The sequence below is a fragment of the Roseateles sp. P5_D6 genome (genome assembly GCF_054049415.1).
The window spans coordinates 242039-267657 of sequence record NZ_JBFUMK010000005.1 but is presented as its reverse complement, the minus strand read 5'-3'; the positions used below and the strand labels follow the sequence as shown (position 1 = coordinate 267657).

31 protein-coding genes and 1 riboswitch are annotated in these 25619 nt (G+C 69.0%); of the genes, 15 read left to right on the top strand and 16 right to left on the bottom strand.

Going from position 1 to position 25619, the window contains the following annotated elements; translation table 11 throughout:
• Positions 1 to 30: 30 nt before the first annotated feature.
• The 3 genes from ACXJKM_RS08945 to hisD are packed head-to-tail and all read left to right on the top strand — an operon-like array spanning position 31 to position 2230.
• A complete protein-coding gene (locus tag ACXJKM_RS08945) occupies positions 31 to 273 on the top strand; it encodes a BolA family protein (protein WP_056193694.1) in 243 nt (80 codons plus the stop codon).
• Positions 270 to 926, top strand: coding sequence for an ATP phosphoribosyltransferase (gene hisG / locus ACXJKM_RS08940; protein WP_457351744.1), 657 nt, complete (start codon positions 270 to 272; stop codon positions 924 to 926). The genes ACXJKM_RS08945 and hisG overlap by 4 nt, the downstream gene beginning before the upstream one ends.
• On the top strand, positions 923 to 2230 hold the full coding sequence (gene hisD, locus ACXJKM_RS08935) for a histidinol dehydrogenase (protein ID WP_457351742.1): 1308 nt from the start codon (positions 923 to 925) through the stop codon (positions 2228 to 2230). The genes hisG and hisD overlap by 4 nt, the downstream gene beginning before the upstream one ends.
• 14 nt (positions 2231 to 2244) lie before the next feature.
• Here hisD and ACXJKM_RS08930 read toward each other — a convergent pair whose 3' ends face one another.
• Positions 2245 to 3558, bottom strand: coding sequence for a GNAT family N-acetyltransferase (locus ACXJKM_RS08930; protein ID WP_457351740.1), 1314 nt, complete (start codon positions 3556 to 3558; stop codon positions 2245 to 2247).
• Positions 3559 to 3667: 109 nt separating this feature from the next.
• Between ACXJKM_RS08930 and ACXJKM_RS08925 the strand changes: the two genes are divergently transcribed.
• Genes ACXJKM_RS08925 through hisA form a run of 7 tightly spaced genes read left to right on the top strand, consistent with a single transcriptional unit; the run spans position 3668 to position 8042 of the window.
• Positions 3668 to 3886 (top strand): hypothetical protein, encoded by a 219-nt coding sequence (locus tag ACXJKM_RS08925; protein WP_056193705.1) that lies wholly within the window; start codon positions 3668 to 3670, stop codon positions 3884 to 3886.
• The gene (locus ACXJKM_RS08920; protein WP_457351738.1) at positions 3886 to 4314 is read left to right on the top strand and encodes a PIN domain-containing protein; all 429 of its coding nucleotides are present in this window, start codon (positions 3886 to 3888) and stop codon (positions 4312 to 4314) included. The genes ACXJKM_RS08925 and ACXJKM_RS08920 overlap by 1 nt, the downstream gene beginning before the upstream one ends.
• Complete coding sequence (gene hisC / locus ACXJKM_RS08915; protein ID WP_457351736.1) at positions 4311 to 5387, top strand: histidinol-phosphate transaminase; 1077 nt, start codon at positions 4311 to 4313, stop codon at positions 5385 to 5387. Before ACXJKM_RS08920 ends, hisC begins: the two co-directional genes overlap by 4 nt.
• Positions 5375 to 5989: an imidazoleglycerol-phosphate dehydratase HisB gene (gene hisB, locus ACXJKM_RS08910; protein ID WP_056193714.1), complete on the top strand. Its 615-nt coding sequence runs from the start codon at positions 5375 to 5377 to the stop codon at positions 5987 to 5989. The genes hisC and hisB overlap by 13 nt, the downstream gene beginning before the upstream one ends.
• 8 nt (positions 5990 to 5997) lie before the next feature.
• Positions 5998 to 6588 (top strand): hypothetical protein, encoded by a 591-nt coding sequence (locus ACXJKM_RS08905; protein WP_457351734.1) that lies wholly within the window; start codon positions 5998 to 6000, stop codon positions 6586 to 6588.
• A complete protein-coding gene (gene hisH, locus ACXJKM_RS08900; RefSeq protein WP_457351732.1) occupies positions 6585 to 7232 on the top strand; it encodes an imidazole glycerol phosphate synthase subunit HisH in 648 nt (215 codons plus the stop codon). The genes ACXJKM_RS08905 and hisH overlap by 4 nt, the downstream gene beginning before the upstream one ends.
• A gap of 60 nt (positions 7233 to 7292) precedes the next feature.
• Positions 7293 to 8042, top strand: a complete 750-nt coding sequence (gene hisA / locus ACXJKM_RS08895; RefSeq protein WP_457351730.1) for a 1-(5-phosphoribosyl)-5-[(5-phosphoribosylamino)methylideneamino]imidazole-4-carboxamide isomerase — start codon at positions 7293 to 7295, stop codon at positions 8040 to 8042.
• 7 nt (positions 8043 to 8049) lie between these two features.
• Here hisA and ACXJKM_RS08890 read toward each other — a convergent pair whose 3' ends face one another.
• A complete protein-coding gene (locus tag ACXJKM_RS08890) occupies positions 8050 to 8655 on the bottom strand; it encodes a CHRD domain-containing protein (RefSeq protein WP_457351728.1) in 606 nt (201 codons plus the stop codon).
• Positions 8656 to 8775: 120 nt separating this feature from the next.
• Between ACXJKM_RS08890 and hisF the strand changes: the two genes are divergently transcribed.
• The 4 genes from hisF (at position 8776) to ACXJKM_RS08870 (ending at position 10995) form a co-directional block, all read left to right on the top strand.
• Positions 8776 to 9537 (top strand): imidazole glycerol phosphate synthase subunit HisF, encoded by a 762-nt coding sequence (hisF, locus tag ACXJKM_RS08885; protein ID WP_457351726.1) that lies wholly within the window; start codon positions 8776 to 8778, stop codon positions 9535 to 9537.
• Positions 9538 to 10086, top strand: coding sequence for a 16S rRNA (guanine(966)-N(2))-methyltransferase RsmD (gene rsmD / locus ACXJKM_RS08880; RefSeq protein ID WP_457351724.1), 549 nt, complete (start codon positions 9538 to 9540; stop codon positions 10084 to 10086).
• On the top strand, positions 10083 to 10583 hold the full coding sequence (coaD, locus tag ACXJKM_RS08875; RefSeq protein WP_056193735.1) for a pantetheine-phosphate adenylyltransferase: 501 nt from the start codon (positions 10083 to 10085) through the stop codon (positions 10581 to 10583). Before rsmD ends, coaD begins: the two co-directional genes overlap by 4 nt.
• 124 nt (positions 10584 to 10707) lie before the next feature.
• Positions 10708 to 10995 carry a YfhL family 4Fe-4S dicluster ferredoxin gene (locus tag ACXJKM_RS08870; protein WP_056193738.1) on the top strand — a complete coding sequence of 96 codons (288 nt, stop codon included), beginning with the start codon at positions 10708 to 10710 and terminating at the stop codon, positions 10993 to 10995.
• On the opposite strand, the gene ACXJKM_RS08865 is transcribed toward ACXJKM_RS08870, so the two are convergent.
• The 14 genes from ACXJKM_RS08865 to pth form a co-directional block, all read right to left on the bottom strand.
• Positions 10955 to 11962: a S1/P1 nuclease gene (locus tag ACXJKM_RS08865; RefSeq protein WP_457351722.1), complete on the bottom strand. Its 1008-nt coding sequence runs from the start codon at positions 11960 to 11962 to the stop codon at positions 10955 to 10957. The genes ACXJKM_RS08870 and ACXJKM_RS08865 overlap by 41 nt on opposite strands.
• 11 nt (positions 11963 to 11973) lie before the next feature.
• Positions 11974 to 13416, bottom strand: coding sequence for a cobyric acid synthase (locus ACXJKM_RS08860; RefSeq protein WP_457351720.1), 1443 nt, complete (start codon positions 13414 to 13416; stop codon positions 11974 to 11976).
• A gap of 73 nt (positions 13417 to 13489) precedes the next feature.
• Entirely contained in the window at positions 13490 to 14464 is a 975-nt protein-coding gene (locus ACXJKM_RS08855; RefSeq protein WP_457351718.1) for a pyridoxal phosphate-dependent aminotransferase, read from the bottom strand.
• On the bottom strand, positions 14461 to 15372 hold the full coding sequence (cbiB, locus tag ACXJKM_RS08850; RefSeq protein ID WP_457351716.1) for an adenosylcobinamide-phosphate synthase CbiB: 912 nt from the start codon (positions 15370 to 15372) through the stop codon (positions 14461 to 14463). The genes ACXJKM_RS08855 and cbiB overlap by 4 nt, the downstream gene beginning before the upstream one ends.
• Positions 15369 to 15707, bottom strand: a complete 339-nt coding sequence (locus ACXJKM_RS08845; protein WP_457351714.1) for a DUF1636 family protein — start codon at positions 15705 to 15707, stop codon at positions 15369 to 15371. The genes cbiB and ACXJKM_RS08845 overlap by 4 nt, the downstream gene beginning before the upstream one ends.
• Complete coding sequence (gene cobO / locus ACXJKM_RS08840) at positions 15704 to 16273, bottom strand: cob(I)yrinic acid a,c-diamide adenosyltransferase (protein WP_457351712.1); 570 nt, start codon at positions 16271 to 16273, stop codon at positions 15704 to 15706. Before cobO ends, ACXJKM_RS08845 begins: the two co-directional genes overlap by 4 nt.
• Before the next feature lie 3 nt (positions 16274 to 16276).
• The gene (locus ACXJKM_RS08835; protein WP_457351710.1) at positions 16277 to 17566 is read right to left on the bottom strand and encodes a cobyrinate a,c-diamide synthase; all 1290 of its coding nucleotides are present in this window, start codon (positions 17564 to 17566) and stop codon (positions 16277 to 16279) included.
• Complete coding sequence (locus tag ACXJKM_RS08830; RefSeq protein WP_457351708.1) at positions 17563 to 18321, bottom strand: ABC transporter ATP-binding protein; 759 nt, start codon at positions 18319 to 18321, stop codon at positions 17563 to 17565. Before ACXJKM_RS08830 ends, ACXJKM_RS08835 begins: the two co-directional genes overlap by 4 nt.
• On the bottom strand, positions 18318 to 19298 hold the full coding sequence (locus ACXJKM_RS08825; protein ID WP_457351706.1) for a FecCD family ABC transporter permease: 981 nt from the start codon (positions 19296 to 19298) through the stop codon (positions 18318 to 18320). Before ACXJKM_RS08825 ends, ACXJKM_RS08830 begins: the two co-directional genes overlap by 4 nt.
• Positions 19298 to 20152, bottom strand: a complete 855-nt coding sequence (locus ACXJKM_RS08820; RefSeq protein WP_457351704.1) for an ABC transporter substrate-binding protein — start codon at positions 20150 to 20152, stop codon at positions 19298 to 19300. Before ACXJKM_RS08820 ends, ACXJKM_RS08825 begins: the two co-directional genes overlap by 1 nt.
• Complete coding sequence (gene cobU / locus ACXJKM_RS08815) at positions 20145 to 20696, bottom strand: bifunctional adenosylcobinamide kinase/adenosylcobinamide-phosphate guanylyltransferase (protein ID WP_056193770.1); 552 nt, start codon at positions 20694 to 20696, stop codon at positions 20145 to 20147. Before cobU ends, ACXJKM_RS08820 begins: the two co-directional genes overlap by 8 nt.
• Positions 20697 to 20864: 168 nt before the next feature.
• On the bottom strand, positions 20865 to 22745 hold the full coding sequence (locus tag ACXJKM_RS08810) for a TonB-dependent receptor domain-containing protein (RefSeq protein WP_457351702.1): 1881 nt from the start codon (positions 22743 to 22745) through the stop codon (positions 20865 to 20867).
• Between the two features lie 77 nt (positions 22746 to 22822).
• A riboswitch (cobalamin riboswitch) is annotated at positions 22823 to 23060 on the bottom strand.
• Positions 23056 to 23466 carry a hypothetical protein gene (locus tag ACXJKM_RS08805; protein WP_457351700.1) on the bottom strand — a complete coding sequence of 137 codons (411 nt, stop codon included), beginning with the start codon at positions 23464 to 23466 and terminating at the stop codon, positions 23056 to 23058. It overlaps the preceding riboswitch by 5 nt.
• Positions 23463 to 24095: an aminoacyl-tRNA hydrolase gene (gene pth / locus ACXJKM_RS08800; protein WP_457351698.1), complete on the bottom strand. Its 633-nt coding sequence runs from the start codon at positions 24093 to 24095 to the stop codon at positions 23463 to 23465. The genes ACXJKM_RS08805 and pth overlap by 4 nt, the downstream gene beginning before the upstream one ends.
• 82 nt (positions 24096 to 24177) lie before the next feature.
• Here pth and ACXJKM_RS08795 point away from each other — a divergent pair, with 82 nt between their 5' ends.
• Complete coding sequence (locus ACXJKM_RS08795) at positions 24178 to 25617, top strand: MdtA/MuxA family multidrug efflux RND transporter periplasmic adaptor subunit (protein ID WP_457351696.1); 1440 nt, start codon at positions 24178 to 24180, stop codon at positions 25615 to 25617.
• Positions 25618 to 25619: the final 2 nt, after the last annotated feature.

The window sequence follows — 25619 nt, the reverse complement described above, 5'->3', positions numbered from 1 at the left end:
AGAATCTCGGGTTTCCACCGAGGACCCGTGATGGCCGACCCGACCCCGCAAGAAGTGCGCGATTTCATTGCCGCAGGCCTGCCCTGCGCGCATCTCGAAGTCGAGGGCGACGGCCGCCACTTCTTCGCGACCATCGTGTCGGACGAGTTCAACGGCCTCTCGCGCATCAAGCGCCACCAGCGTGTCTATGCAGCCCTGGGCGAGCGCATGCGCGAGCAGATCCATGCGCTGTCGATGAAGACGCTGAGCCCCGAAGAGTGGAGTGCCCAATGAGCGGCCTGACCCTCGCTCTCTCCAAGGGCCGCATCTTCGAAGAGACGCTGCCGCTGCTGCGCGCCGCCGGCATCGAGGTGCTGGAAGACCCCGAAACCTCGCGCAAGCTGATCCTGCCGACCAACCGCGAAGGCGTTCGCGTCGTGCTGGTGCGCGCCAGCGACGTGCCGACCTATGTGCAATACGGCGGCGCCGACCTCGGCGTGGCCGGCCGCGATGTGCTGCACGAGCAGGCCCTGGCCCAGGGCGGCTCCCACGGCCTCTACCAGCCGCTGGACCTGAAGATCGCCCGCTGCCGCATGAGCGTCGCCACCCGCGCCGACTTCGACTACGCCGCTGCGGTGAAGCAGGGTTCGCGCATCCGCGTTGCCACCAAGTACACCGAGATCGCCCGCCAGCATTTCGCCGACAAGGGCGTGCACGTCGACCTCATCAAGCTCTACGGCTCCATGGAGCTGGCGCCGCTGACCGGCCTGGCCGAGGCCATCGTCGACCTGGTCTCCACCGGCGGCACGCTGAGGGCGAACAAGCTGGTCGAGGTGGAGCAGATCATGGACATCTCGTCCCGCCTCGTCGTCAACCAGGCCGCGCTCAAGCTCAAGCGCGACGCGCTGCGCCCGCTGATCGACGCCTTTGCCTCGGCCATTGCATGAAACTCGTTCGCCAACTCTCCACCGCCGCGCCCGACTTCGATACCGAGTTCGAACGCCTGCGCTACTGGTCGGCGGCGGACGATGCCGCCATCGAAGGCCGCGTCGCCGAGATCCTGGCCGATGTGCGCGAGCGTGGTGACGCTGCCGTGCTGGATTACACCGCGCGCTTCGACCGCGTGACGGCCGACAACGTCGCCGCGCTGGAGATCACGCAAGCCGAATTGCAGGCCGCGCTGGCCTCGATCACGCCGGCCCAGGCCACCGCCCTGCAGGCTGCAGCCAAGCGGGTGCGGGCCTACCACGAGCGCCAACTGGAAGCCTGCGGCCGCAGCTGGAGCTACCGCGACGAGGACGGCAACCTGCTCGGCCAGAAGGTCACGCCGCTGGACCGCGTGGGCATCTATGTGCCGGGTGGCAAAGCGGCCTATCCGAGCAGTGTCTTGATGAACGCCATCCCCGCACAGGTCGCGGGCGTCGGCGAGATCATCATGGTCGTGCCCACGCCGGACGGCGTGCGCAACCCGCTGGTGCTGGCCGCCGCAGCGGTGGCGGGCGTGCATCGCGTGTTCACCATTGGCGGCGCACAAGCCGTGGCGGCGCTGGCTTACGGCACGGCCACCATCCCGCGTGTCGACAAGATCACCGGCCCGGGCAATGCGTATGTGGCTTCGGCCAAAAAGCATGTGTTTGGCCAGGTCGGCATCGACATGATTGCCGGCCCCAGCGAGATCCTCGTCATTGCCGACGGCACGACACCGCCCGACTGGGTGGCGATGGACCTGTTCAGCCAGGCCGAGCACGACGAACTGGCGCAGAGCATCCTGCTCAGCCCGGACGTCGCCTTCCTGGATGCCGTCAGCGCCAGCATGGAGCGCCTGGTCGAGGAGATGCCGCGCGAGGCCGTCATCCGCGCGTCGCTGGCCGGCCGCGGCGCGTTGATCCTGACGCGCTCGATGGAAGAGGCCTGCGAGATCAGCAACCGCATCGCGCCCGAGCATCTGGAGATCAGCGCCGCCGAGCCGCAATGCTGGGAGCCGCTGCTGCGCCACGCCGGCGCGATCTTCATGGGCGCCTACACGAGCGAGTCGCTCGGTGACTATTGCGCCGGCCCCAACCATGTACTGCCCACGGCCGGCACAGCGCGCTTCTCGTCCCCGCTGGGCGTCTACGACTTCCAGAAGCGCAGCAGCCTCATCGAAGTCAGCGCCGAGGGCGCGCAGACACTCGGCCGCATCGCCAGCGAGCTGGCCCACGGCGAAGGCCTGCAGGCCCATGCACGCGCAGCCGAACTTCGACTGAAGTGACCCACAGCTGAAAGCTAGGCCGCGTCGACAGGCGCGGCCTTGAACGGGCTGCGCTCCGGCGGCTCATCGTGCTCGGCCGTCTTGGTCAGCGCGGTGGTGATCCAGTTCAGCGCCGACACGCGGTGGCGCACCGCGCAGCTCAGCGGCTCAGGTCTACAGCCCATCTTGGCCTTGGGCTCCAGCGCCGTGCGGCCCAGGCTCAGCCGCGTCGAACCGAAGGCGATCGCGTCCTGCACAGTGGACTGCAGCAGCGTCAGGTAGATCGGTGCCTCGGCATTGGCCGCGCGGTCGTAGCCGATGTAGTAGCCCAACGTCGTGTCGCCGTCGTGCACGCTGGTGACGAAGCCCAGCCAGCGCCCGTCGGCATGCTCGGCCACACGGCAGCGGAAGCGCGGGCCCAGGGCGGCGGCCATGGCGGGCAGATAGCCTGGCGTCAGCGTTGCCAGCCGCAGGCCCTGGGCCTGGTGGACCTGGCCATAGAGAGCATGCAGCTCGTCGGCCCGCGCCAGCAGCTCCTCGGCGCTGGCCTCGCGCAGCGTCAGGCCGGCCGCGGCGCAGTCCTTCAGCAGCTTCTTGGCCGCGCTGCGATAGCCCGAGGTCATGCTGGCCAGGTAGTCGTCCCAGCTGCGCCATTCGGGGCGCACCGTCAGCACCATGTCGGGTTCGGTGTCGACGCTGCGATAGCCCAGCAGGCGCAGTGACGGTGAGACGTTCTGGGCGGCCATGCCGAGGTCCTTGATCAGCGCCAGGTCGGACTGGCCGTCGAGCTTGTCGGCGCGGCGCAGCCGGTAGATGGCTTCGCAGACGCCATGCCAGAGCTGGCCCTCATCGGCATGCGGCGCCAGGGCCATGGCGCGCGCGCCCCAGACGAGCAGGTTGCCGCAGACCAGCAGATGCTCCTTGAGCCCGGCCATGGGTGCATCCATCAGCTTCTTGCTGCCGGGCTTGCGCAGCTGGGCGCCGCCGACGGCCACGCGCTGCAGTAGTAGCGCCGCGACTGGCGCACCATCGGCATAGGCCATGGCGTAGCGCGGCTCGATGTTGTCCGGTGCATGCTGCTCCAGCACGCGCAGGTAGTCGCGCGACAGGAAGAGGGTCTGCGCCGCCAGTGCATCCCAATGCAAGGGGTTCAGGAAGTCGATGCGGTCGGCCAGCACCAGTTGCAGGCCCGAGGCTGTGCGCCGCGCGACGCGCCTGGCCTTGATGTCCTGCAGGGCCTGGACGGGGTTGACCACCTGGGGCTTGAGCTTGCCGAGGGCGCGGCCGGTGCGCTTGAGCTTGGCCACGGTGGCCTGCAGGGGCTTCTTGGCGAGGGGCGATATGGGCATTGATGGTGGAGTGACAACGGGATGCAAAGGCTAACTCAATCGATTCAAGCGGGAGGTATTTGGACACGAAGTTCGTGCAACACGAACTTCGTGTGATACGCTTGATGCCATGAAGAACGTCACCGTGTCCATGGATGACGCCGTGGCCGAATGGGCCCGGTTGGAAGCCGCGCGGCGCAACACCAGCGTGTCTCGCCTGCTGGGGGAACTGCTGGGCGAGAAGATGCGCCACGACGACGCCTACGAGCGGGCGTTGCAGGACTGGTTGCACCGCGAGCGGTCCTGGGCCTCCGACGGGCAGCCCTATCCCGGCAGGCAGGTGCTTTGATGGCGGATCCCGTCTTCGTCGACACCTCCGTGCTGCTGTTCAGCGAGGACGGCGCCCGCCCCGCTGAGCGCGAGCAGGTGCTGGCCTGGCTGCGCGAGCTGTGGGCCACCCGCACCGGCCGGGTGTCGGTGCAGGTGCTGAACGACTTCTACCTGCTGGCCACGCGCCAGGTCACGCCGCCCATGCCGCAAGGCGATGCGCGTGCCGAGGTGCGCCGCTACCAGCACTGGCGTCCGTGGGCGACGGACCAGGCGACTGTCGAATCCGCCTGGTCGCTGGAAAGCCGCTTCGGCCTGCCATTCGCCGACGCCCTTGTCGTCGCCAGCGCCAAGGCGCAGGGCTGCACTCGACTGCTCAGCCTGGCCCTGCCGCACGAAGCCGTCTTCGACAGCGTGCAGGTGTTCAACCCCATCGTGACTGCCCCATGAGCCTCGACCAAGCCCTCGCCCAGATCCGCCCCGACGTGCGCGCGGCCCACGCCTACGTCGTGCAGCCCAGCACCGGCCTGCTGAAGCTGGACGCGATGGAGAACCCCTACCGCCTGCCGCCCGAGCTGCAGCAGGCCCTGGGTGAGCGCCTCGGCGCCGTGGCGCTGAACCGCTACCCGGCCGAGCGCACCGCCGAGCTGGCCCGCGCGCTGGCCCGGCATGCCGGCGTGGCCGATGACGTGGGCGTCACGCTGGGCAACGGTTCGGACGAACTCATCGGCCTGCTGACCATCGCCGTTTCCAAGCCCGGCGCCACGGTGCTGGCCCCGGTGCCGGGCTTCGTCATGTACGAGGCCCTGGCGCGCCAGCAGCAACTGGGCTTTGTCGGCGTGCCGCTGCGCGCCGACGACTTCGAGCTGGATGAGCCGGCGATGCTGGCCGCCATCGAAAGGCACCAGCCGGCGCTGATCTACCTGGCCTACCCGAACAACCCGACCGCCACGCTGTGGGACGCCGACGTCATCGAGCGGATTGCCAAAGCCGCGCCGGGCCTGGTCGTCATGGATGAGGCCTACCAGCCTTTCGCCAGCGCCGACAGCCTGGCGCTGATGGCCCGCCAGCCCAATGTGCTGGTCATGCGCACCATGAGCAAGTTCGGTTTGGCCGGCGTGCGCATCGGCTACCTGCTGGGCGCGCCAGAGCTGGTCGGCCAGATCGAGAAGTTGCGCCCGCCTTACAACATCAGCGTGCTCAACGCCGAAGCGGCGTTCTTTGCGCTGGAGCATGCCGACGTGTACGCCGCCCAGGCCGCCGAGCTGCGCCAGCAGCGTGAGCGCCTCTTCAGCGCCTTGCAGGCCATGCCCGGTGTCACACCCTGGCCAAGCCAGGGCAATATGATCCTGGCCAGGGTTCAGGACGCCGCCGCCACCTTCGCGGCGCTGAGGGCCCGGGGCGTGCTGATCAAGAACGTCTCGGCCATGCACCCGCTGCTAGCGAACTGTGTGCGCATCACGGTCGGAACGCCCGACGAAAACACCCTGCTGCTCCAAGCGATTCAAGCATGTCTGAACTGAACGCCTCCACAACCGCGCGCATCGCCGAAGTCACTCGCAACACCCGCGAGACGCGCATCACGGTGCGCGTCAACCTGGACGGCACGGGCCAGTCCAAGCTGCAGACCGGCATCGGCTTCTTCGACCACATGCTGGACCAGATCGCCCGCCACGGCCTGATGGACCTGGACATCCATTGCGAGGGTGACCTGCACATCGACGGCCACCACACCGTCGAGGACGTCGGCATCACGCTGGGCCTGGCCGTCGCCAAGGCCGTGGGCGACAAGGCCGGCCTGACGCGCTACGGCCACAGCTATGTGCCGCTGGACGAGGCCCTGTCGCGGGTCGTCATCGACCTCTCCGGCCGCCCGGGCCTGCACATGGACTGCAAGTTCACGGCCGGCAGCGTCGGCGCCTTCGACACCCAGCTGACCTTCGAGTTCTTCCAGGGCTTCGTCAACCACGCGCTGGCCACGGTCCACATCGACAACCTGAAGGGCCACAACGCCCACCACCAGGCCGAAACCATGTTCAAGGCTTTTGGCCGCGCGTTGCGCATGGCGACGACGCCGGACCCGCGCTCCGCAGGCGTGATCCCGTCGACCAAGGGCTCGCTGTGAGCCGCGCCTTGCTCCGCAGCCTCGCGGCGCTGGCGTTGAGCGGCCTGTTGGCCGTGGGCGCCATGGCGCAGGAAGGGCAGCCTTGCCCGCGGCCAGGCACCCAGGAGGACATGCCCCAGACGCTGGGCCCGGGCTTCGAGCGCATGATGACCCATGGCTTCGAAGCCACCATGCCCGGCGGCGGCTGCAGCATCCGCTACAAGCATCCGAGCGGTATGTGGGCCGACGTCTACATCTACCAGGCCCAATTGGGTCGCGTCGAGGACGTTGCGCGAGATCCCCGGTTGCTGGAGGAGTTCAAGTCCGCGATGAGCGGCATCGTCAAAGGCTGGCAGCAGCGTTACCCCGACACCAAGGTGCGCGACGTCGTCGCGCAATATGAGAACCACGGCCAGAGCCGAACCGAGGTCTTGGTGGGCTGGGCCACGATCGACCGCCCCGAGAAGGAAGTTTTGCGCAGCTATGTGCAGCTGTGGAGTGGCGGTGGCTCCATCTGGAAGCTTCGCACCACCTTCCCCGGCGTCGACAAAGCCGTGTCCGAGCCCGCCGTGACGGCACTGGGCAATGCGCTGGTCGACCTGTCCCGGGGGAAGCCATGACCCGCACCGTTGCCGTCGTCGACTACGGCATGGGCAACCTCCGCTCGGTGTCTCAAGCTGTCATCCATGCCGCCGAGGGCCAGGGTTTCGACGTGGCCATCACCTGCGACCCTGAAGTGGTGCGCGCCGCCGAGCGAGTCGTGCTGCCTGGCCAGGGCGCCATGCGCGACTGCATGCGCGAGCTGGCCGACTCGGGCGTCAAGGAAGCCGTGCTTGAAGCCGCCGCCACCAAGCCGCTGCTGGGCGTGTGCGTTGGCATGCAGATGCTGCTGGATCACAGCGAGGAGCAGGACACGCCCGGCCTGGGGCTGATCCCGGGCCGCGTGCAGCGCTTCCGCCTGGAAGGCCGGCTGCAGGAAGACGGCAGCCGCTTCAAGGTGCCGCAGATGGGCTGGAACCGCGTGCACCAACCGCGGGCGCATGCTGTTTGGGATGGCATCCCGGACGAGAGCTGGTTCTACTTCGTGCACAGTTTCTACGCGACGACTGCGTTGCCGGAACACAGCGCCGGCGAGACCGACTACGGTGCTCGCTTTACCTGTGCGGTGGCCCGGGATAATATTTTTGCGACCCAATTCCACCCCGAGAAAAGTGCCGCGCTGGGCCTCGCCCTCTACCGCAATTTCCTGCACTGGAAGCCCTGAACGGGTCTGCACTTTCTTGCCTCCCGCCTTCCTTTCCCTCCAGCCCCTCAGCCCCCGGCCATGCTGCTGATCCCTGCCATCGACCTGAAAGACGGTCGCTGTGTCCGCCTCAAGCAAGGCGACATGAACGACTCCACCACCTTCGGCGAAGACCCCGCCGCGATGGCGCGCCGCTGGCTCGATGCCGGCGCGCGGCGCCTGCACCTGGTGGACCTGAACGGCGCCTTCGCGGGCAAGCCGGTCAACGAGCCGGCCATCAAGGCCATCATCAAGGAGATCGGCGACGAGATCCCCATCCAGCTCGGCGGCGGCATCCGTGACCTSGACACCATCGAGCGCTACCTKGACGMYGGCCTGMGCTACGTCATCATCGGCACCGCMGCSGTCAAGAACCCCGGYTTYCTGMRRGACGCCTGCACGGCCTTCGGCGGCCACATCATCGTSGGCCTGGACGCCAAGGACGGCAAGGTYGCCACCGACGGCTGGAGCAAGMTGACCGGCCAYGAGGTCATCGACCTGGCGCAGAAATTCCAGGACTACGGCGTCGAAGGCGTCATCTACACCGACATCGGCCGCGATGGCATGCTGACCGGCATCAACATCGAGGCCACCGTCAAGCTGGCCCAGGCGCTCACCATCCCGGTGATCGCCTCGGGTGGTCTCTCGGACATCGCCGACATCGAACGCCTGTGCGCCGTCATGGGCGACGGCGTCGAGGGCGTCATCTGCGGCCGCTCCATCTACACCGGCGCGCTGGACTTCACGGCCGCCCAGGTGCGGGCGGACGAACTCATCGCAGCGGCCGGCTGAGAGCCTCTCAGCGCCTGCGCCAGCGGGCCAGCAGGGCCAGCGCGCCCAGGCCGCCCAGCATCAGCGCGTAAGTCTCGGGCTCAGGTACCGGTGCAGCCACGAGGAAGGTCCTGATCTCGCCGCCGGTCGACAGCGTGGAGTGGATGTTCAGATAGGCCTTGCCGTCGGCCAGGCCGGTCGCGAAGGCGGCAAAGGCGCTCGACACATTGCCGCCATTGGCCGTGACGAAGGCAGGGTTCCAGCTCGATGTCTGCGTCATGTCGAAGGTCATCGAATAGGTGCCCGACATGACACCCGCGCCCGAGGGAAAGCCCGGGAAGCTCGGTACCGGCGTCGCGACGCCCGCCGAGCCCCCCCCGGCCGCCGCCGTGCAGCAGTGGATATGGCTGGCCGTGACACTGCCGGTCAGATTGCTGAAGGTCACGTTCACCTTCATCGAGAAGGTGTCGTCATCGAAGATCACACTGACCGTGCCCGTGCCGAGCGATCCGGCCGCCGCGGCAGGTTCACCGAGGTTGCTCAGCGTGCCGATATAGGTCACCGGGTGAGCCGAGGCAGCGGCGGCGCCCAGGGCGAGGGTTGCGGCGAGCAGGGCGGGGGAGGTCAGTCTCATCGTCATCTCCTGTTGTGGTGGTGGAACTTGCGAAGCTACGGATTGAGCGCCAGTTCGGTTCCGCCGCGAAGCCCCTAACCATCGAGGGAATAATTCAGCCCTCGCTTCCGTATCCCCGTCATGCTTGCCAAACGCATCATTCCCTGCCTCGACGTCACCGCCGGCCGCGTGGTCAAGGGCGTCAACTTCGTCGGCCTGCGTGATGCGGGCGATCCGGTGGATATCGCCGCGCGCTACAACGAGCAGGGCGCCGACGAGCTGACCTTCCTCGACATCACCGCCACCAGCGACGGCCGCGACCTCATCCTGCACATCATTGAGGCCGTCGCCTCGAAGGTGTTCATTCCCCTGACCGTGGGCGGCGGCGTGCGCGCGGTGGCCGACGTGCGGCGGCTGCTGAACGCCGGCGCCGACAAGGTGTCCTTCAACTCGGCGGCAGTCGCCGACCCCGACCTGATCCGTGCCGCCAGCGACAAGTACGGCGCCCAATGCATCGTTGTCGCCATCGACGCCAAGCGCCGCGCGGATGGTTCGGGCTGGGACGTCTACACCCACGGCGGCCGCAAGAACGTCGGCCTTGACGCCGTCGATTGGGCCCGCAAGATGGCCGAGTTCGGCGCTGGCGAGATCCTGCTGACCAGCATGGATCGCGACGGCACCAAGAGCGGCTTCGACCTCGAATTGACCCGCGCCGTGTCCGACGCCGTGCCCGTGCCCGTCATCGCCTCGGGCGGCGTGGGCTCGCTGGACGACCTCGCCGATGGCATCACGAAGGGCGGCGCCGACGCCGTGCTGGCCGCCAGCATCTTCCACTTCGGCGAGCACACCGTGGGCGAGGCCAAGGCTTTGATGGCGGCGCGCGGGATTCCGGTCCGCCAGTAGATGGGCGAAGTTCGCATCATCGGCGGCCAGTGGAAACGCTCCAAGCTGCCCGTGCCTGACCTGCCTGGGCTGCGCCCCACGTCGGACCGCATTCGCGAAACCCTCTTCAACTGGTTGGGGCAGACGCTCGACGGTTGGCGGGTGCTTGATGCGTTTGCTGGCAGCGGGGCCTTGGGTTTCGAGGCAGCGTCACGCGGGGCGGATGCGGTGGTGATGATCGAGCGCGAGGCGGCCTTGGTAGACGGGCTGCGGGCCAGTCAGAAGCGCCTTCAGGCCACGGCCATCACCATCCACCGGGCCAATGCGCTGAACTGGATGACGGCCTGCGCGGACCGCTTCGACCTCATTTTTCTTGACCCGCCGTTCGCCGACAACCTCTTCGACCGCGCGCTGGCTGCTGCCATGCCGCTGTTGGCCGAAGGCGGGCTGATCTACGTCGAATCCCCGGGCGAGATCGCTCCCCCGGCCGGATTCACGACCTGGCGCCAGGGCCGAGCCGGCGCCGTGCACTACCAATTGCTGCGGCGCGAGGACAATCCGGCCGCATGACGACCCGCACCACCATCACGGCCATCTACCCAGGCACCTTCGACCCGATCACGCTGGGCCACGAGGACCTGATGCGCCGCTCGGCCGCGATGTTCGAGCGCCTGGTGCTGGCGGTGGCGGTCGGCCATCACAAGAAGACCATGTTTTCCTTGGACGAGCGGCTGGCGATGGCCCAGGAAGTGGCGGCACCGCTGGGCAATGTCGAGGTCATCGCCTTCGACGGTCTGCTGCGCGACTTCGTGCGCACCCACGCCGGCCGTGTCGTCGTGCGTGGCCTGCGCACCGGTGGCGACTTCGAATACGAGTTCCAGATGGCCGGCATGAACCGCAAGCTCATGCCCGAGGTCGAGACCATCTTCCTGACGCCCGGCGAACACCACCAGTACACGTCCAGCACCTTCGTGCGCGAGATCGCGACGCTGGGCGGCGAGGTGGCGGAGTTTGTGTCGCCCGGGGTACTGGCGCGGCTGAACGAGCGCTGCAGGAAGGGGGGCTGACGATGGCGCTGATGATCACAAACACGCGGGGCGGGAATCGGCAAGGCATGCCTTGCCCCGCCACGCGCGGCGAGCGCATGCAGGCGCTTGCCGTATTCGTCCGCCAGGCCGATGGAGGTGTTCCATGGCGTTGATGATCACGGACGAATGCATCAACTGCGACGTCTGCGAGCCCGCCTGCCCGAACAACGCGATCTCGATGGGCGAGGAGTTCTACAAGATCGAGCCGAGCAAGTGCACCGAGTGCGTCGGCCACTTCGACGAGCCGCAGTGCGTGATGCTCTGCCCAGTCGCGTGCATCCCGATCAACCCGGCCCATATCGAGAGCCGGGAGACCTTGATGCAGAAGTATCAACGCCTCACCGCCGCGGCTACCGCGGGAACGCTGCCTGCAGCACCCGGGCCAGCCTAGCTCCTGCGCGCGTCAGCTGCTGGCGCTTGATGGCGTCTGCCCTGGCGCCGTAGCCGCCGGGCAGTTCGATGTCCCACTGCGAGTCCTGCCTGGCCGAGAACTTCAACCCGTCGAAGACGCGTCCGGCTTGCTCCAGTGACTGCGTGGCCCAGTGGGGCGGCCAGTCGACCGCGGCGCCTGGGTCGGCACCAACCTGGCGCGCCTCGGCCAGCCAGTCGGCATCGACATGCTGGGGTCTGAATTCCTCAGGCACGTTGTCCCAGTACGAATGGAAGTTCTTCGATCCCGCCGTTATTGCCGGATCGAGCAGCAAGCTGTTGCCACCGATGGTGAAGCTGGCGCGATCGAAGCCCTGCTTGTCGGGGTCGACACGCTGCCCCTGGGCGTCGAGATAGACGCTGCCGACGTGCAGCGGCTGGTGGATGTCGCCCACCAGATGCACCAGTACCAGCAAGGCCTCGCGTTGGTTCTTGAAGTTGGGCTGACCGGGCGAGGGCTTGCCCTGCAGCACCAGGATGGCCGCACGCAGCGCGCCGACGACGTCATCCGGGCGCGTGCCGGTCACCTTCGGTAGGTAGCGGCCGCGCTGCACGGCGATGTCGGCGTAGTGGGTCTGCTTGTGGCAGCTGTCCTCGTCGAGACCCAACTGGCACTGCCGGTCGTTGCGGCGCACGTAGTCGGCCATCTCGGCGATGCGTGCGGGCGTCTCCAGCGCGGCGCACGCGGGGTACTTGCCCGGCGCGGGATAGGTATAGCCCTGGCTGGGCGCGATGCCCTTCACGCAGTCGGCCCAGATCGAGGCCAGCGAAAGCGGCATGTCGCCCAGCAGCCCGGCGACGCGGGCTTCAGCCGGGGTACCTTTGATGAGGCCGGCAGCGATGGTCGCGACGGTCTGGTGGCCGTCAGAACCCCAGGCGTGGGCGGCCAGGGGCAGGGCGAGCAGGGCGGTGGCAAGGAGGCGGCGCATGCGGAAATTCGTCAGCCGATCAAGCCCGCAATCTTGCCCGGTTGAAAGTGCAGGTCGATGAAGTCCGCCAGCCCATCAAAGACGGCATCCAGCGACCGGCCAGCCTGGCCGAACAGGGCCTTGAGCACGGCCGGCTGCTCGAACAGGCCGTGGGCGTAGACGCCCAGCACCTGGCCGGCCTGCCAGCCCACCGCCTCGCCGGCGGCATTGCGCAGCGCCACGCGCGGCGGCGGCAGGCCGGCGTGGGGCTGGGTGCGGCCGTGGCGGATCTCATAGCCACTGGCCTGCACACCGGCCAGGGCCTGCCAGCCGCCGTCCAGCGACGTGGAGAAGCTGAACTCCGCGCTGCGCAGCAGCTTCTCGGGCTCGAAGACGGTCACCAGCGGCAGCAGGCCCAGGCCCGGCGCATTGCCGTCCAGGCCATGCGGGTCGATCAGCGCCTCGCCCAGCATCTGCAGGCCGCCGCAGATGCCGAGCACGCGGCCGCGGTGGCTGTTGATGGCGGCGTCGAGCTTTTGCGCGCGCAGCCAGGCGAGGTCGGCGGCGGTGGACTTGGAGCCGGGCAGGATGATCCAGTCCACGCCGGCCAGATCCTTGGGCTCGCGCGCCCAGCTCAGGCGCACGCCGGGCAGTTGGCGCAGCGGCTGGAATTCGTCGAGGTTGGAGATGCGCGGGTAGGCGATGACGGCGATGCGCAGGCCGCTGCCGGTCGTCGTCTCATCGAAGACGCCGTCCTCCTCGGGCAGGCCGTGGCCCCGCCACATCGGCAGCGTGGCGATGGTGGGCACGCCGGTCAGGTGCTCGAGCTGCTCGGGCCCGGGCGACAGCAGGCCGGCGTCGCCGCGGAAGCGGTTCAGCACGAAGCCACGCACCTGGGCGCGCACGTCATCGGGCATCAGCTGGTGGGTGCCGTACAGGTGGGCGAAGGCGCCGCCGCGGTCGATGTCGGTGACGATCAGGCAGGCGGCGTTGGCGTCGCGAGCGGTGCCGAGGTTGACGTAGTCGCTGGGCGCCAGGTTGATCTCCGCCGGCGAGCCCGCGCCTTCGATGACGACGACATCGTTCTCCCGCATCAGCTCGTGCAGGGCCGCGCGGGCGCGGGGCTTCAGCAGGGCGCTGCGTTCGCGCCAGGGGATGTTGGCCATGGCCGGGTCCACTTCGCCAAGCACGACGACCTGGCTCTGCGTATCCGCCTCGGGTTTGAGCAGCACCGGATTCATGCGCACCTCGGGCACGCGGTTGGCGGCCAGGGCCTGGAAGTACTGCGCCGAGCCGATCTCGCCCATCAGGCCGTTCAAGCCGGGCACGACGCGCGCGTTGTTGCTCATGTTCTGGGCCTTGAAGGGCGCGACCTTGAGCCCCTGGCGGGCATACCAGCGGCACAGGGCCGTGGCCAGCCAGCTCTTGCCCGCGCCGCTGGTGGTGCCGAGCACCATGACTGCTTTGCTGATCATTGATGCACCCTTCGGCCTACGGCCTGTCCCGCCGAGCGGGAGCGAGTTTGCTTGGGACGGCCCGGCGCTGCACTCATGAGTCTTCGCTTTCGATTTCAAGCAGGGCCTGCTGCAGCGCCTGCTGCGAGGCGGGAGGTTGGGCTGACACGCGCACCCAACCGGGCAGGCCGAAACTGGTTGCGTCGCGCACGCGGATGCTGCGTTCGCGCAGCCGGGTCGCGATGTCAGATCGCGGTGGGCGAGCCAGCCAGAAGTGGGTGCAACTGGGTCGCTGCAGCCAGTCCAGGCCAGCCAGCATCGCGCGCTGCTGTGCCGTCCATTCACGCAGCTGATTGCGGGCCTTGGCCAGCCACGCTTGCGTGTCGTCGCTGTGCCAGTGCATCAGCATGGCCACGCCCTCGGCCGACAGCACCCAGCTCGGCGCCAGCGACAACGCACGGGACCAGACCGGGTCGGCGGCTGGCGCGATGAGATAGCCCGCGCGTACGCCGGTCAGGCCCAGGGCCTTGTTGGGGCAGATGAGCTGCCAGGCTCCGGGCGGCAGGGCAGGGCTGTCGCCGTGAAGGCGCAGCGGCTCGTAGGCGTGGTCGATCACGACCAGGGCATCGAGCTGCGGCCATACCGGCACGCTGGCGCCGGTCGGGTTGCAAGGCTCGCAGATCCAGACCAGGGCCGGCGCCGTCGGTCGGATGTCGGCGGGTGCGGCATAGGGCTTCACCGGCAGGCCCAACGCCTGGGCGGCGAGGGCGTAGTCGCCAAAGCCGGGTTGCGGCACCCAGACCTCGCGGCGACCCGTCAACATCGCCGCCAGCGTCAGCCGGCGAATGCCCTCTGCGCCACCGGCCGTGGGCAGGACCAGGTCCGCGTCACCGAGATGGCGGCGCAGCGTGCGGTAGTTCGGGTCGGGGTAGGCCTGACGGTCGGCGGCTTGCACGGCGTTCATCAGCGTCGGCGGCGGGCCCAGCGGGCTGGCATTGGTCGAGAAGTCGTGTGCTGCTGGCGGACCCTCATCCGGTCCCCCATGCTCGGGCAGCATAGGCGCGTTCATGCCCTCAACGCCCAGGCGAGCGCGGCAAGCAGCACGGCACCGGCAAAGACGGCCTGCTGGGCGACGGCGCGGGCAGCGTGCACATCGCCGGCCTGCACGGGGCTCCCTTCGGCATTCAACGCATAGACGCCGGGCTTGGACAGGCGCCGGCCCAGCCGCAGTGCCATCGCGGCCATGGGCCAGCCGCTGTTGGGGGAGGGCGTGCGCCGGGCCTCGCGTGGCAGCCGGGCGAAGGAGGGCGGCATCAGTACCAGCGCCGTCAGCCGGGCCGGCAGCCATGACAGCAGGTCGTCGGCCCGCGCGGCCCATTTGCCGCACCATTCGCGCGCGTCGCGGTAGCCCCACATCGCATCGGCCGTGTTCGCAAAGCGGTAGATGGCCGCGCCCGGCAGGCCGGCAATCGCGAACCAGAACAGCGGCGCGATGACCGAGTCGTTGAGGTTCTCAGCCAGCGTCTCGATGGCGGCCTCGCGCACCTCGGTCTCGGTCAGCGCCGACGTGTCGCGGCTGACCAGGCGCGACAGCCGCGCGCGTCCAGCTTCCAGCGATTCATTCAATGCAGCTTCCACGGCCAGCGCCTCCTCGGCCAGCATGCGCCATGCCAGCAGTGGCTTGAGCAGCAGGCCGACAGCCAAGGCAGCGCCAACGAGGCGCAGCGGTGAATGCCAAGGCTGCAGCAAAAGCAGCACCCAGCCCTCCAGCCACAGCGCGATGAAAGCGACGATCGCGGCGCCGACGAGCCAGGCCAGCGCGCCGGCGATGAAGCCGACGGCTGGCGGTAGCTTCGTCAGCTTGAACAGGCCAAGATAGCGCCCCATGCCGACGACAGGATGGGCCCAGCTCGGCGGCTCGCCCAGGCGATCCACCAGCAGAGCCACCATCATGGCCAGCGGCAGCAGCAGGTTCATATGCCCAGCGGTGGCAGGCGGGCCACCAGGCCGCCCTTGAGTCGATCAGGCCGGCGGTCCCAGGCCAGCAGGCCGTCACCCGGCTCCGAATGTTGGGCGGCCACCGACAGCAGCGCGTCGACGCTGGCGGCGTCGGGCGCGAGCTGCCCGAACAGATAGCTGTGCTTGCCAGGGCCTTGCAGGGCCGCCGTGCAGCTCTGCTTGCAGGCAGCCACGCAGGCTTGTCCCCGAACGGGCAGCAACCAGTCGCGTGCCAGCGCCTCGTTTTCGACGGCTTCCAGCAGAGCCTGGCCCTGGCCATCGGCGCAGGTGGTGCAGATGATGAGGGCGCTCAATCCTCGATCCCCCGCTGCGCCGGTACGCCGGCCTTGTAGTGGTGCTTGATCATCGCCATCTCGGTGACCGTGTCGGCCAGCTCGATCAGTTCGGTCGGCGCGCCACGCCCCGTCAGCACGACGTGCACATGCGGCGGGCGCTCGCGCAGGCAGGCCAGCACCGTCTCCAACGCCAGCCAGCCGTAGCGCAGCGGGTACATGATCTCGTCCAGCACGACGAGGAAGTGGTCGCCCGCACGGATGACCGATTCGGCGCGGCCCCAGCCCTCGCGGGCGAGTTCGGCGGAGTGCTCCAGGTCCTTGCTCTTCCAAGAGAAGCCGTCGCCCAGGCCCTCGATGGGCACGCCCAGTTGCTCGAACACGCGGTGCTCGCCGAAGCGGGCGCTGGGCACCTTCATGAACTGGTAGATGCGCACCGGTTTGCCGCGGCCATGCGCGCGCAGTGCGAGGCCAAAGGCGGCGGTGCTCTTGCCCTTGCCGTCGCCGGTGTGGACGATCACCAGGCCACGGCGCTCGCCGCTGGGAATAACGCGTTCGCGGTCGACGGGAGGTTTCTCGATTTCCATGCTTCAGCTCCCGAAAAAGGCGGCAATCGCCTCGGGGTTGGACGGGAAGTAGTGGTGCACATAACTCGCGCGCAGCGAACCCTGCTGGTAGAGGGCCTCGGCGGTGTTGCCGCCGTTGGGGTTGCTGGCGGTGGCGATCGGCGCCAGCGGCGTCTCCAGCGTCGAGTAGTGATAGCTGTGGCCGCGCAACGGGCCTTCGGGCCAGGCGATGGCCTGCAGGCCCAGAGCCGCGAGGCGGTGCTGCACATGGGCGCGGCCGGGCATGACGCCGACCATGCGGTGAGTATCACCGGCCGCGTCAGTCAGTGAGTCCAGCAGCGCCAGCATGCCGCCGCATTCGGCGAGCAGCGGTTTACCTGCGGCGACATGGCCGGCCAGGGCTGCGGCCAGCGTGGGGTGGGCACCCAGCGCCTCGACATGCAACTCGGGGTAGCCGCCGGGCAGCCAGAGCGCATCGCAAACCGGCAGGGCCTCATGGCGGATGGGCGAGAAGAAGGACAGTTCGGCGCCCAGGGCGCGGAGCAGGTCGACATTGGCTGCGTAGATGAAGCCGAAGGCGGCGTCGCGGGCGATGGCAATGCGGCGGCCCTGGAGCAGCGGTGGCAGCGGCGGCTCAGTGTTCGCCTCAAAGGCCTGGGGTTTGAAGGCCAAGCCAGGCCGCAGCCCGGCTTCCCAGGCATCGGCCCAGGCATCGAGCTGTGTATCCAGCCTCGGCTGCTCAAGCGCCTGTACGAGGCCGAGATGGCGCTCAGGCAGGATGAGCTTGGGCTCGCGCGGCAGCGCGGCAATCAGCGGTAGGTCGTCCGGCAGGCCTTCGCTGAGCATGCGTCCATGTGCCGCGCTGCCGATGCGGTTGGCGATGACGCCGCAGTGGTGCAGCTCGGGCCTGAAGCGCTGCAGTCCCGTCGCCAGCGCCGCGAAGGTCTGGGCCATGGCCGAAGCGTCGATGACGCAGACGACGGGCAGCCCGAAGGCGACGGCCAGGTCGGCGCTGCTCGGGTTGCCGTCGAACAGGCCCATGACGCCTTCGATGAGGATGAGGTCAGCCTCGCGCGCGGCCTCGGCCAGCAGGGCCTGGCAGTGGGCGAAGCCGCCCATGAAGAGGTCGAGCTGGTAGACCGGGCGGCCGCTGGCGCGCTCGAGGATGCTGGGGTCAAGGAAGTCCGGCCCGGTCTTGAAGACGCGCACGCGCTTGCCGCGCCGTGCATGGCTGCGCGCAATCGCCGCAGTGACGCAGGTCTTGCCCGATCCCGAGGACGGGGCGCTGATGAAGAGGGCGGCGCAAGAGGTCATAAAGGCAGGGCGACCCAGCGGCCTTCAATCTGTGCAATGTGCAGGCTGGGGCCGAAGACGCGCTTCAGCGCTGCATGCGTGGCTGCATCGGCCGGTGCGCCGGTGTGCACGATGCGGCCGTCGGCCATCAGCACGAGATGGTCGGCCTGCAGCGCGAGATGCAGCTCGTGCAGAACGCTGACGACGCTGTGGCCAGCGGCGACGCGCTCTCGCACCAGGGCCATCCATTCGGCCTGGTGGGGCGGGTCGAGATGGGCCAGGGGCTCGTCCATCAGCGTCAGCGGCGCGTCGACGGCCAGGGCGCGCGCCAGCAGCACGCGCTGGCGTTCGCCGCCCGACAGCGAACCGAGACGGCGCTCGCGCCAGTCCCAGCTCTGCGTGGCCTGCATCGCGGCCCGTACGGCGGCCTCGTCGGCGGCAGTGGGCGACGCCAGCCACGGCCGGTGCGGCAGGCGGCCGAGCTGCACGACGTCCTGGGCCGTCAGGTCGTCGGCGCCGGTCTCCTGCTGGCCCATCCAGGCCAGTTGGCGGGCGCGCTCGCGGGACGGCCAGTCATTGAGCGGCTTGCCGCCGAGCAGCACATTGCCTTCACAACGCTGCAGGCCGGCGATGGCGCGCAGCAGCGTCGACTTGCCGGCGCCGTTGGGGCCGACGATGGCCGTCCAACGGCCCTGGGGCAAGGCAAGATCGATGTCGCTGATCAGGTCGCGGCCGTCGATGCGGACGCGGGCGATGCGGGCGTGCAGGGCATTCATCGCTTGGGCGCTCCGCGTCTATGCATCAGCACAAGAAGATAGACGCCGCCCAGCAGCGCGGTGACGAGACCGACGGGCAGCTCCTGCGGTCGCATCAACCCGCGCGCGATCACATCGGCCACCAGCAGCAGGGCGCCGCCGGCCGCGGCCGACATCAGGATCAGCCGGCCGTGAAGCATGGGGCAGAGGCTGCGCACGAGGTGGGGTGCGACGAGGCCGACGAAGGCGACGATGCCGGTCTGCGCGACGGCAGCACCCGTGGCCAGCGCAAAGGCCAGGATCAGCAGCAGCCGCATCAGGCCCATGCGCACGCCCAGCGACGCGGCGGTGGCCTCGCCCAGCGTCAGCGCATCCAGGGCCGGGCTGGCCAGCAGGCCGATGACGAGGGCCGCGATGCCACTGGCGGTCATCACCGTGACGCTGCTCCAGCCCAGCAGGCCGGTGTTGCCGAGCAGGAAGGCCTGCATGGCGCGCAGGATGTCGGGCGCCCACAGCGTGGCCAGGCCGGTCAGCGCGTTCAGCACGACACCGACGACGACGCCGGCCAGCAAGAGGCGCAGCGTCTGCTCGACGCCGCGCGCCAGGATCAGCGTCAGGCCCACGCCAACCAGCGTGCCGACGAAGGCGATGCCGGTCAGTCCCACATGGGCCAGCAGCGACGAGGTCTGGGGCGAGATGCCGGTCAGCGCCAGCGCGATGGCCACCGCCAGGCCGGCGCCCGAGGCGCTGCCCAGCAGATAGGGATCGGCCAGCGGGTTGCGGAACAGGCCTTGCGACATCGCACCGGCCATGCCGAGCAGGGCGCCGGCCCACCAGGCGCCCAACGAGCGCGGCAGGCGGATCTCCCACAGGATGATGCCCATGCTGTCGTCGCCGAGGTCGGCCCAGCCGGTGCTGCCGACCGCCACGCCGGCCAGAACGCCGACGGCACCAACGAGCAGCAGCAGCGTCAGCAGCAGCCCGGGGCGGATGTTCATCACGAGGCGCCCTTCTCGCGCAGGCAGCGGGCCATGATCTGCGCCGCCTCGGCCATGCGCGGCCCCGGGCGGGTGAGGATGTCGCCCTCCTCGGGCTTGAAGATGCAGATGCGGCCGCGCTTGACGGCGTCGATGCGGTCCCAGCCGGGGCGCTGGGTCAGGCCTTCGGAGCCGCGCTGGCCGATCATGATCAAGGCCGGGTTGGCCTTGACGACGAACTCGGGGTTGATCTTGGGGAAGGGGCCGAGCGACGCCGGGATGATGTTGCCGGCGCCGAGCTTGGTCAACGTCTCGCCCATGAAGGAGGACTCGCCGGCGGCCCAGATGCCGGGGGCGACCTCGAAGTAGACGCGCACGCCCCGCGCCGACGCTGGCACGCTGCTGGCCGCCGCGGCGACGCCGGCCTCGATATGGCGCCAGACGCGCTGGGCATCAGGCACGCCGAGCACCTGGCCGATGATGTTCAGCACGCGCTGAACGTCCTTGTAGCTGCGCGGCTCCAGAACGACGACCTTGAGGCCCAAGGCGCGCAGCCGCTCGGCCACGCGCGAGGACACGGCCACCAGCACGACATCGGGCTTGAGCGACGCGATCAGCTCGACATTGGTGTCTTCCATGCCGCCGACCTTGGGCAGGGCGTTCACTGAGGCGGGGAAGTTGGAATAGCGGTCGACACCGACCAGCTTCGCGCAGGCGCCAAGCTCGCAGACGGTCTCGGTCAGCGASGGCAGCAGGCTGACGATGCGCTGCGGCGGTGCGACCAGTACGGTGGTCTGGCCGAGGTCGTCCTTGATCTCGACAGCGCTTGCGGGCAGCACGACAGAGATCAGCAGCAGGGCAAGCAATCTAAGCATGGTTCGAATCCTCGACGGGTCGTGTCCAGGCCTGGCCCGCGACCATCAGTGTCAATCGGCCGCACAGGCGCGCGACGTCCTGGTTCAGGCGGCCAAGCTCGTCGATGTAGTCGCGCACCTCTCGACCCAGCGGCGACACGCCCCAGCCGACCTCGTTGGAGACGAAGACGACGGGCGACTTCAAGCGCGGCAGCAGATCAAGCAGCGCGGTGCGCTCGGCCTGCCAGCCGGCCGCATCGGGCGCGCCGCTCATCGGCATCAGCCAGTTCACGAGCCACAGCGTCAGGCAATCGACAACGACCAGGGTGTTGGCGTCGTCGACCTGTTGCAGGGCCGCGCTCAGGACCAGCGGGGCTTCGACAGTCTCGAAACCTGCCGGCCGTGAGGCACGGTGATGGGCGATGCGCTCACGCATCTCGTCGTCGGCCGCCAGCGCGGTGGCGATGACCACCACGCGGCCGGGCCAGCCCAGAGCCAGCTTCTCGGCCCGGCGCGACTTGCCGCTGCGCTGGCCGCCGACGATGAGTTCGTGAGCGTTGTTCACTTCATGTGTTTGTCAGGTACCCGGAGTTTGCGGGCTGAGCGCCGGGCCGCTCCCAAGCCGGCCCGCCTTGGGCGATGTGCTTGCCGGTCGATCCGGCAAGCATCGCCGTCCCCTTGGGGGACCGACCAGACTCGCTCGCGTTCAGCGGCGCGAGTTTGGGCGAGGGGCTCACAAGCTTGGGCTCCAGCGCAGGCTGATCAACGCCGTGCGCGGTGCCGACGCATAGCCATAGGCCGTCGACGTCTCGCGGTCGAAGGCGTTGTCCAGGTTCAGCTGCAGCTTCAGATCCTTGCGGATCTTGTACTGCGCGTTGAAGTTGACCAGGCCATAGCCGCCCAGCTTGCGCGTGTTGGCGGCGTTGTCCCAGCGCGCGCCGGAGGCCTGCACTCTGCTGCCCAGCACCCAGTCGCCCAGCTCGGTGTCGGCGCCGACCGTGGCCAGGCGCTTGGCGCGGCGAGCCAGCAGCAGCCCGGTGCTGGCGTCGGTGGGCTTCTGGAAGTCCATGGTGGCGCGCAGGTTCACGCTGCCGGCCTTGGTATTGCCAGCCAGGGTCACGCCGCGCAGGCGGGCCGCCGCCACGTTCTGATAGCAGCCGAAGGCGCTCTGGCAGCTGCCGGCGGCGCCGAAGATGATGAGGTTGCTGACGCGGTTGCGGTAGGCCGTGGCCGTGAGCTCGGTGTCGCCAACGCCGTACTTCAGGCCGAATTCGACATTGCGGCCGCGCTCGGCTTCGAGCGGCTTGACGCCAGGCTTGCTGAGGTCTGGCCCGTAGACCGTGCCCTGCTGGTAGAGGGTCGGTGCGCGAAAGGCATTGCCGACGGAGCCGACGACGCGCAGGCCGGTCACGACCTCATAGCCGGCCAGCAGGGTGCCGGTGTCGACACTGCCGAACTGGCTGTCGTTGTCGTGGCGGGCGTGGGCTTGCAGGCTGAAGGCACCGGCATTGAGCAGGTAACCCGCGCCGACGGCATTGCGGTGCCGCTTGCCCACGCCGGCGGTGACGAGGCCGCTGTTCTCCAGCTTGTCCTCGATGCGCTCGCCCTGGAAGTTGATCTGCTGGCCCTGGCCCAGCACATAGGAGCCGGTCAGCGCCAGGTTCTTGACCTTGGTGATGGTCAGATAGGGCGAGGGGTCGGTCTGGTAACGGTCGCGCGATTCGCCATAGCTGAGCTGCGTCTGCACGGCCGGCGCCCATTGTGCCGTCCAGGCCAGACGGGTGGCGTCGGTGTCCTGCACGCTGTGGTCATCCACGAGGGGCCGGGACTTGGAGGAATCGTATTGCGCGTTCGCGTGGTTCTTGATGACGATGATTTCGGCGCGATGGCCCTCGGCCAGTTGGGCGCCGATGCGAGCCGTGCCCTGGTACTTGCGCCAGCCGTCCCGGTCAGGGATGTAGCTGAAGGAGCCGGGCACGTCGATCGTCGAGTTGAAGCCGTCGCTCTCCTCGATGGCGCCGGTGAAGGCGAAGTCGATGATGCCTTGGCTGCCGAACAGGCCGCCGTCGGCCTTCATCGTGCCCTGGGTGCCCAGGCCCACGCCGAAATCGGCGCTGATCTTGCCGCCGCCATTCCCTCCTGCTTTACGGGTGAAGATCTGCACGACACCGCCGACGGCATCCGAGCCATAGATGGCGCTGGCCGGTCCCTTCAGCACTTCCACGCGCTCGACCTGCGAAACCGGGATGCCCTGCCAGCTGGCGCCGCCGGTGGACTGCGAGTCCATGCGCACGCCGTCGACGAGGACCAGCGTGTGGCGCGTATCGGCGCCGCGCAGGAAGAGGCTGGTCGTGGACGCCGCACCGCCGTTGCGGACCATCTCGGCACAGCCGTTGTTGCGCAGCAGGTCGGCCACGCTGGCGGCGGCCTGGCGCTCGATGTCGGCGCGGGTGATGACGGTCAGGTCGGCCAGCACTTCCGACAGGCGCTGGGGCGTGCGCGCGGCGGTGGTGACGACGGTGTCGAGCTTGTTCTGGGCGTGGGCGGACGAAGCCAGGGCCAGCACGGCCAGGGCGAGCAGCGACCGACGGGCCGCGAGGAGGGAATGAGACATGAGAGGAGACGCGAACGAACACCCAGCCGCGCTGACCCCCGCAGCAAGGCTGAAAAACGGCCACCGCGCAAGTGCGCGAGGCGGCCCCGTCGTTGGCCGGTATCCGGGCTGATGGACTTGAGTTCTGCTCGACGCCTTCCCGGTGCACGCACCAGTGGCTATGTGGTCGAACAGTGAGGCGCCAAGGCCTCGTCCACTTACCGTTGCGGGGACAGCTCAGGTTAGGTTGGCCACGTGGTGGCTCCCCCTCCTGATTCCCGTTGAACTGCACCTGGCTTGAGGCCGGGCGCGAGCACCAACGACGCGGATTCTATCGAGGCTGGCTGGCCGCGGCGGAAGGCTTGTGCGGTTTGGCCGTCTTCGGCGGCTTGAGGTGGGTGACTTGCGGCTCGCTGGCGGCCTGGGCGGGCGGCGGCGGTGCCTGCAGGCCGACGGCCTGGGCGCGCAGGTGGCGGGCCTCGGCCTCGCTGGCACGGCGGGACTGGGCCAGGACCGCAGCCTGCCGGGAGTCCGCGAAGTGGCGGTCGCGCGCCGCCTTGCTGTCGGCGGCGCTGGGCTGGTCGTAGTCGACGCTGCTGGCCGCGCTGCCGCCGGGGCAGGGCGAGTCGCGCAGGTCGCGACCGTCGAGGCCGCAGCGGTAGACCTGGGCGCGGCGCGTCTGGGTCTGCGCCAGAACAGGCAGTGCGAGTGCGAGGGCCAGAATCAGCAGCAGAGGCTTCATGAGGCCGGAGTGTCTACTGGCGGCTGGGGTTTGGGCGGCTTGGGCCGCGGCGGTTTGGCGTGAATTTTGGCCAGCGCCTTGTCCATGTCGCCGCGCAACATCAGCTCGACGGCGCCGTAGCTCTTCTCGATGCAGTCCTCCACCGCCTGGCGCTCAGCCAGCGGCGGCTTGCGCAGCACATAGCCGGCCACCTCATCCTTGTGGCCCGGGTGGCCGATGCCCAGCCGCAGCCGCCAGAAGTCCCCGCTGCCAAGCTGAGCCCGCATGTCCTTCAGGCCGTTGTGGCCGCCGTCGCCGCCGCCCTTCTTGAACTTCATCTCGCCGGGTGGCAGGTCCAGCTCGTCATGGATGGCGAGGATCTCCTCCGGCGCGATCTTGAAGAAGCGCGCCAGCGCCGCGACCGACTTGCCGGACAGGTTCATATAGGTCATTGGCTGCAGCAGCCAGATCGGGCCGCTGGCGCCCGGCGCCTGGTTCACGCGGGCCACCAGCCCGTGATAAGCCTTGTCGGGCGCGAGGCTCACCTTGAGTCCCCGGGCCAGGCCGTCAATCCACCAGAAACCGGCGTTGTGGCGCGTGTCTTCGTACTCGGCACCTGGATTGCCCAGGCCCACCATCAGCTTGATCATGACCATGATCGTAGCTTTGAGACCCAGCAATGCTGCAGCTACATTCGGCCGGGAAACTTGGCTGCAACCAGGAGTGGACCGAATGCAGAACAAGGAATCCAAGGGCAGCAAAACCTGGATCTGGGTCGCGGTAGCCGTCGTCATCGTCATTGCGGGCGCGGCGTGGTGGTGGAAGGGCCGGGGCGGCGAAGGCGGCGCTGACGGGCCGGCAGGTGCGGCGTCCGCTGCATCCGGTGCCGGCGGGTCGGGCCGGCCCGCGGGCGGGCGCTTTGGCCGCAGCGGGCCGCAGCCGGTCACGGTGGCCGCCGTGCAGAAGCGCGACATGGCCGTCGTCGTCGACGCCATCGGCAGCATCGCCTCGGCCAACACCGCTGTGGTGCACGCCAAGGTCAGCGGCGAGCTGAAGGCCATCTATTTCCACGAGGGCCAGCCGGTGAAAGCCGGCCAGGTGCTCGCCCTCATCGATCCCAAGCCCTACGAGATCGCCCGCGACCAGGCCCAGGGCACGCTGGCGCGCGACCAGGCCCAGCTGGAGAACGCCCGCGCCGACCTTGCCCGCTACAAGGACCTCGTCGCCAAGGAGGCTGCGCCGCGCCAGCAGCTCGACACCCAGCAGGCCCTCGTGCGCCAGCTCGAAGCCACGCTGCTGTCGGACCAGGCGGCGGTGGACAACGCCAAGCTGCAGCTGTCCTACACCCGCGTCACCGCGCCCATCGCCGGCCAGGCGGGCCTGAAGCAGGCCGACCTCGGCAACAACATCACGCCCGGCGACGCCAACGGGCTGCTGACCATCGCCCAGATCCAGCCGGCCGCGGTCGTCTTCGCCGTGCCGGACGCGCGCCTGCCTCGCATCCGCCAGCAGCTGGGCGACAAGCAGGCCTTGCCCGTGCAGGCCTGGGACCGCGAGCGCCGCACCAAGCTGGCCGAGGGCCGCGTCGCCAGCACCGACAACGCCATCGACGCCACCACCGGCACCATCAAGGTCAAGGCCCTGTTCGACAACAAGGACGGCGGTCTCTTCCCCAACCAGTTCGTCAATGTGCGCCTGCAGCTGGACACGCTGAAGGGCGTCCTCGTCGTGCCGACGGCGGCCGTGCAGCGTGGCTCGCAGGGCATCTATATCTACGTCGTGACCGACGGCCAGGTGGCGCTGCGCAAGGTGCAGACCCTGGCCACCGACGGCGATTTCACGGCCGTACAGGGCGACCTGAAGGAGGGCGACCAGGTCGTCACCGACGGCGCCGACCGCCTGCGTGACGGCGGCAAGGCCGAGGTCATCAAGGTGCCGGCCGCTGGGGCCTCTGGCCCTGGCGGACGCCGTGGGCGCGGCGCCGGTGCCAGCGCCGCCAGCGCAGTGGCGGGTGCCGCCGCGAGTGCGAGCCCTGCCAGTGCCACCGACGGCGAGCGCCCACGCTGGGCAGACCGCGTGCCGCCCGAGATGGTGGACAAGCTCAAGGCCATGAGCGCTGAGGACCGCCGTACCTGGATCCAGCAGCACCGCGCTTCTGCTCCGGCTCAGTGAGC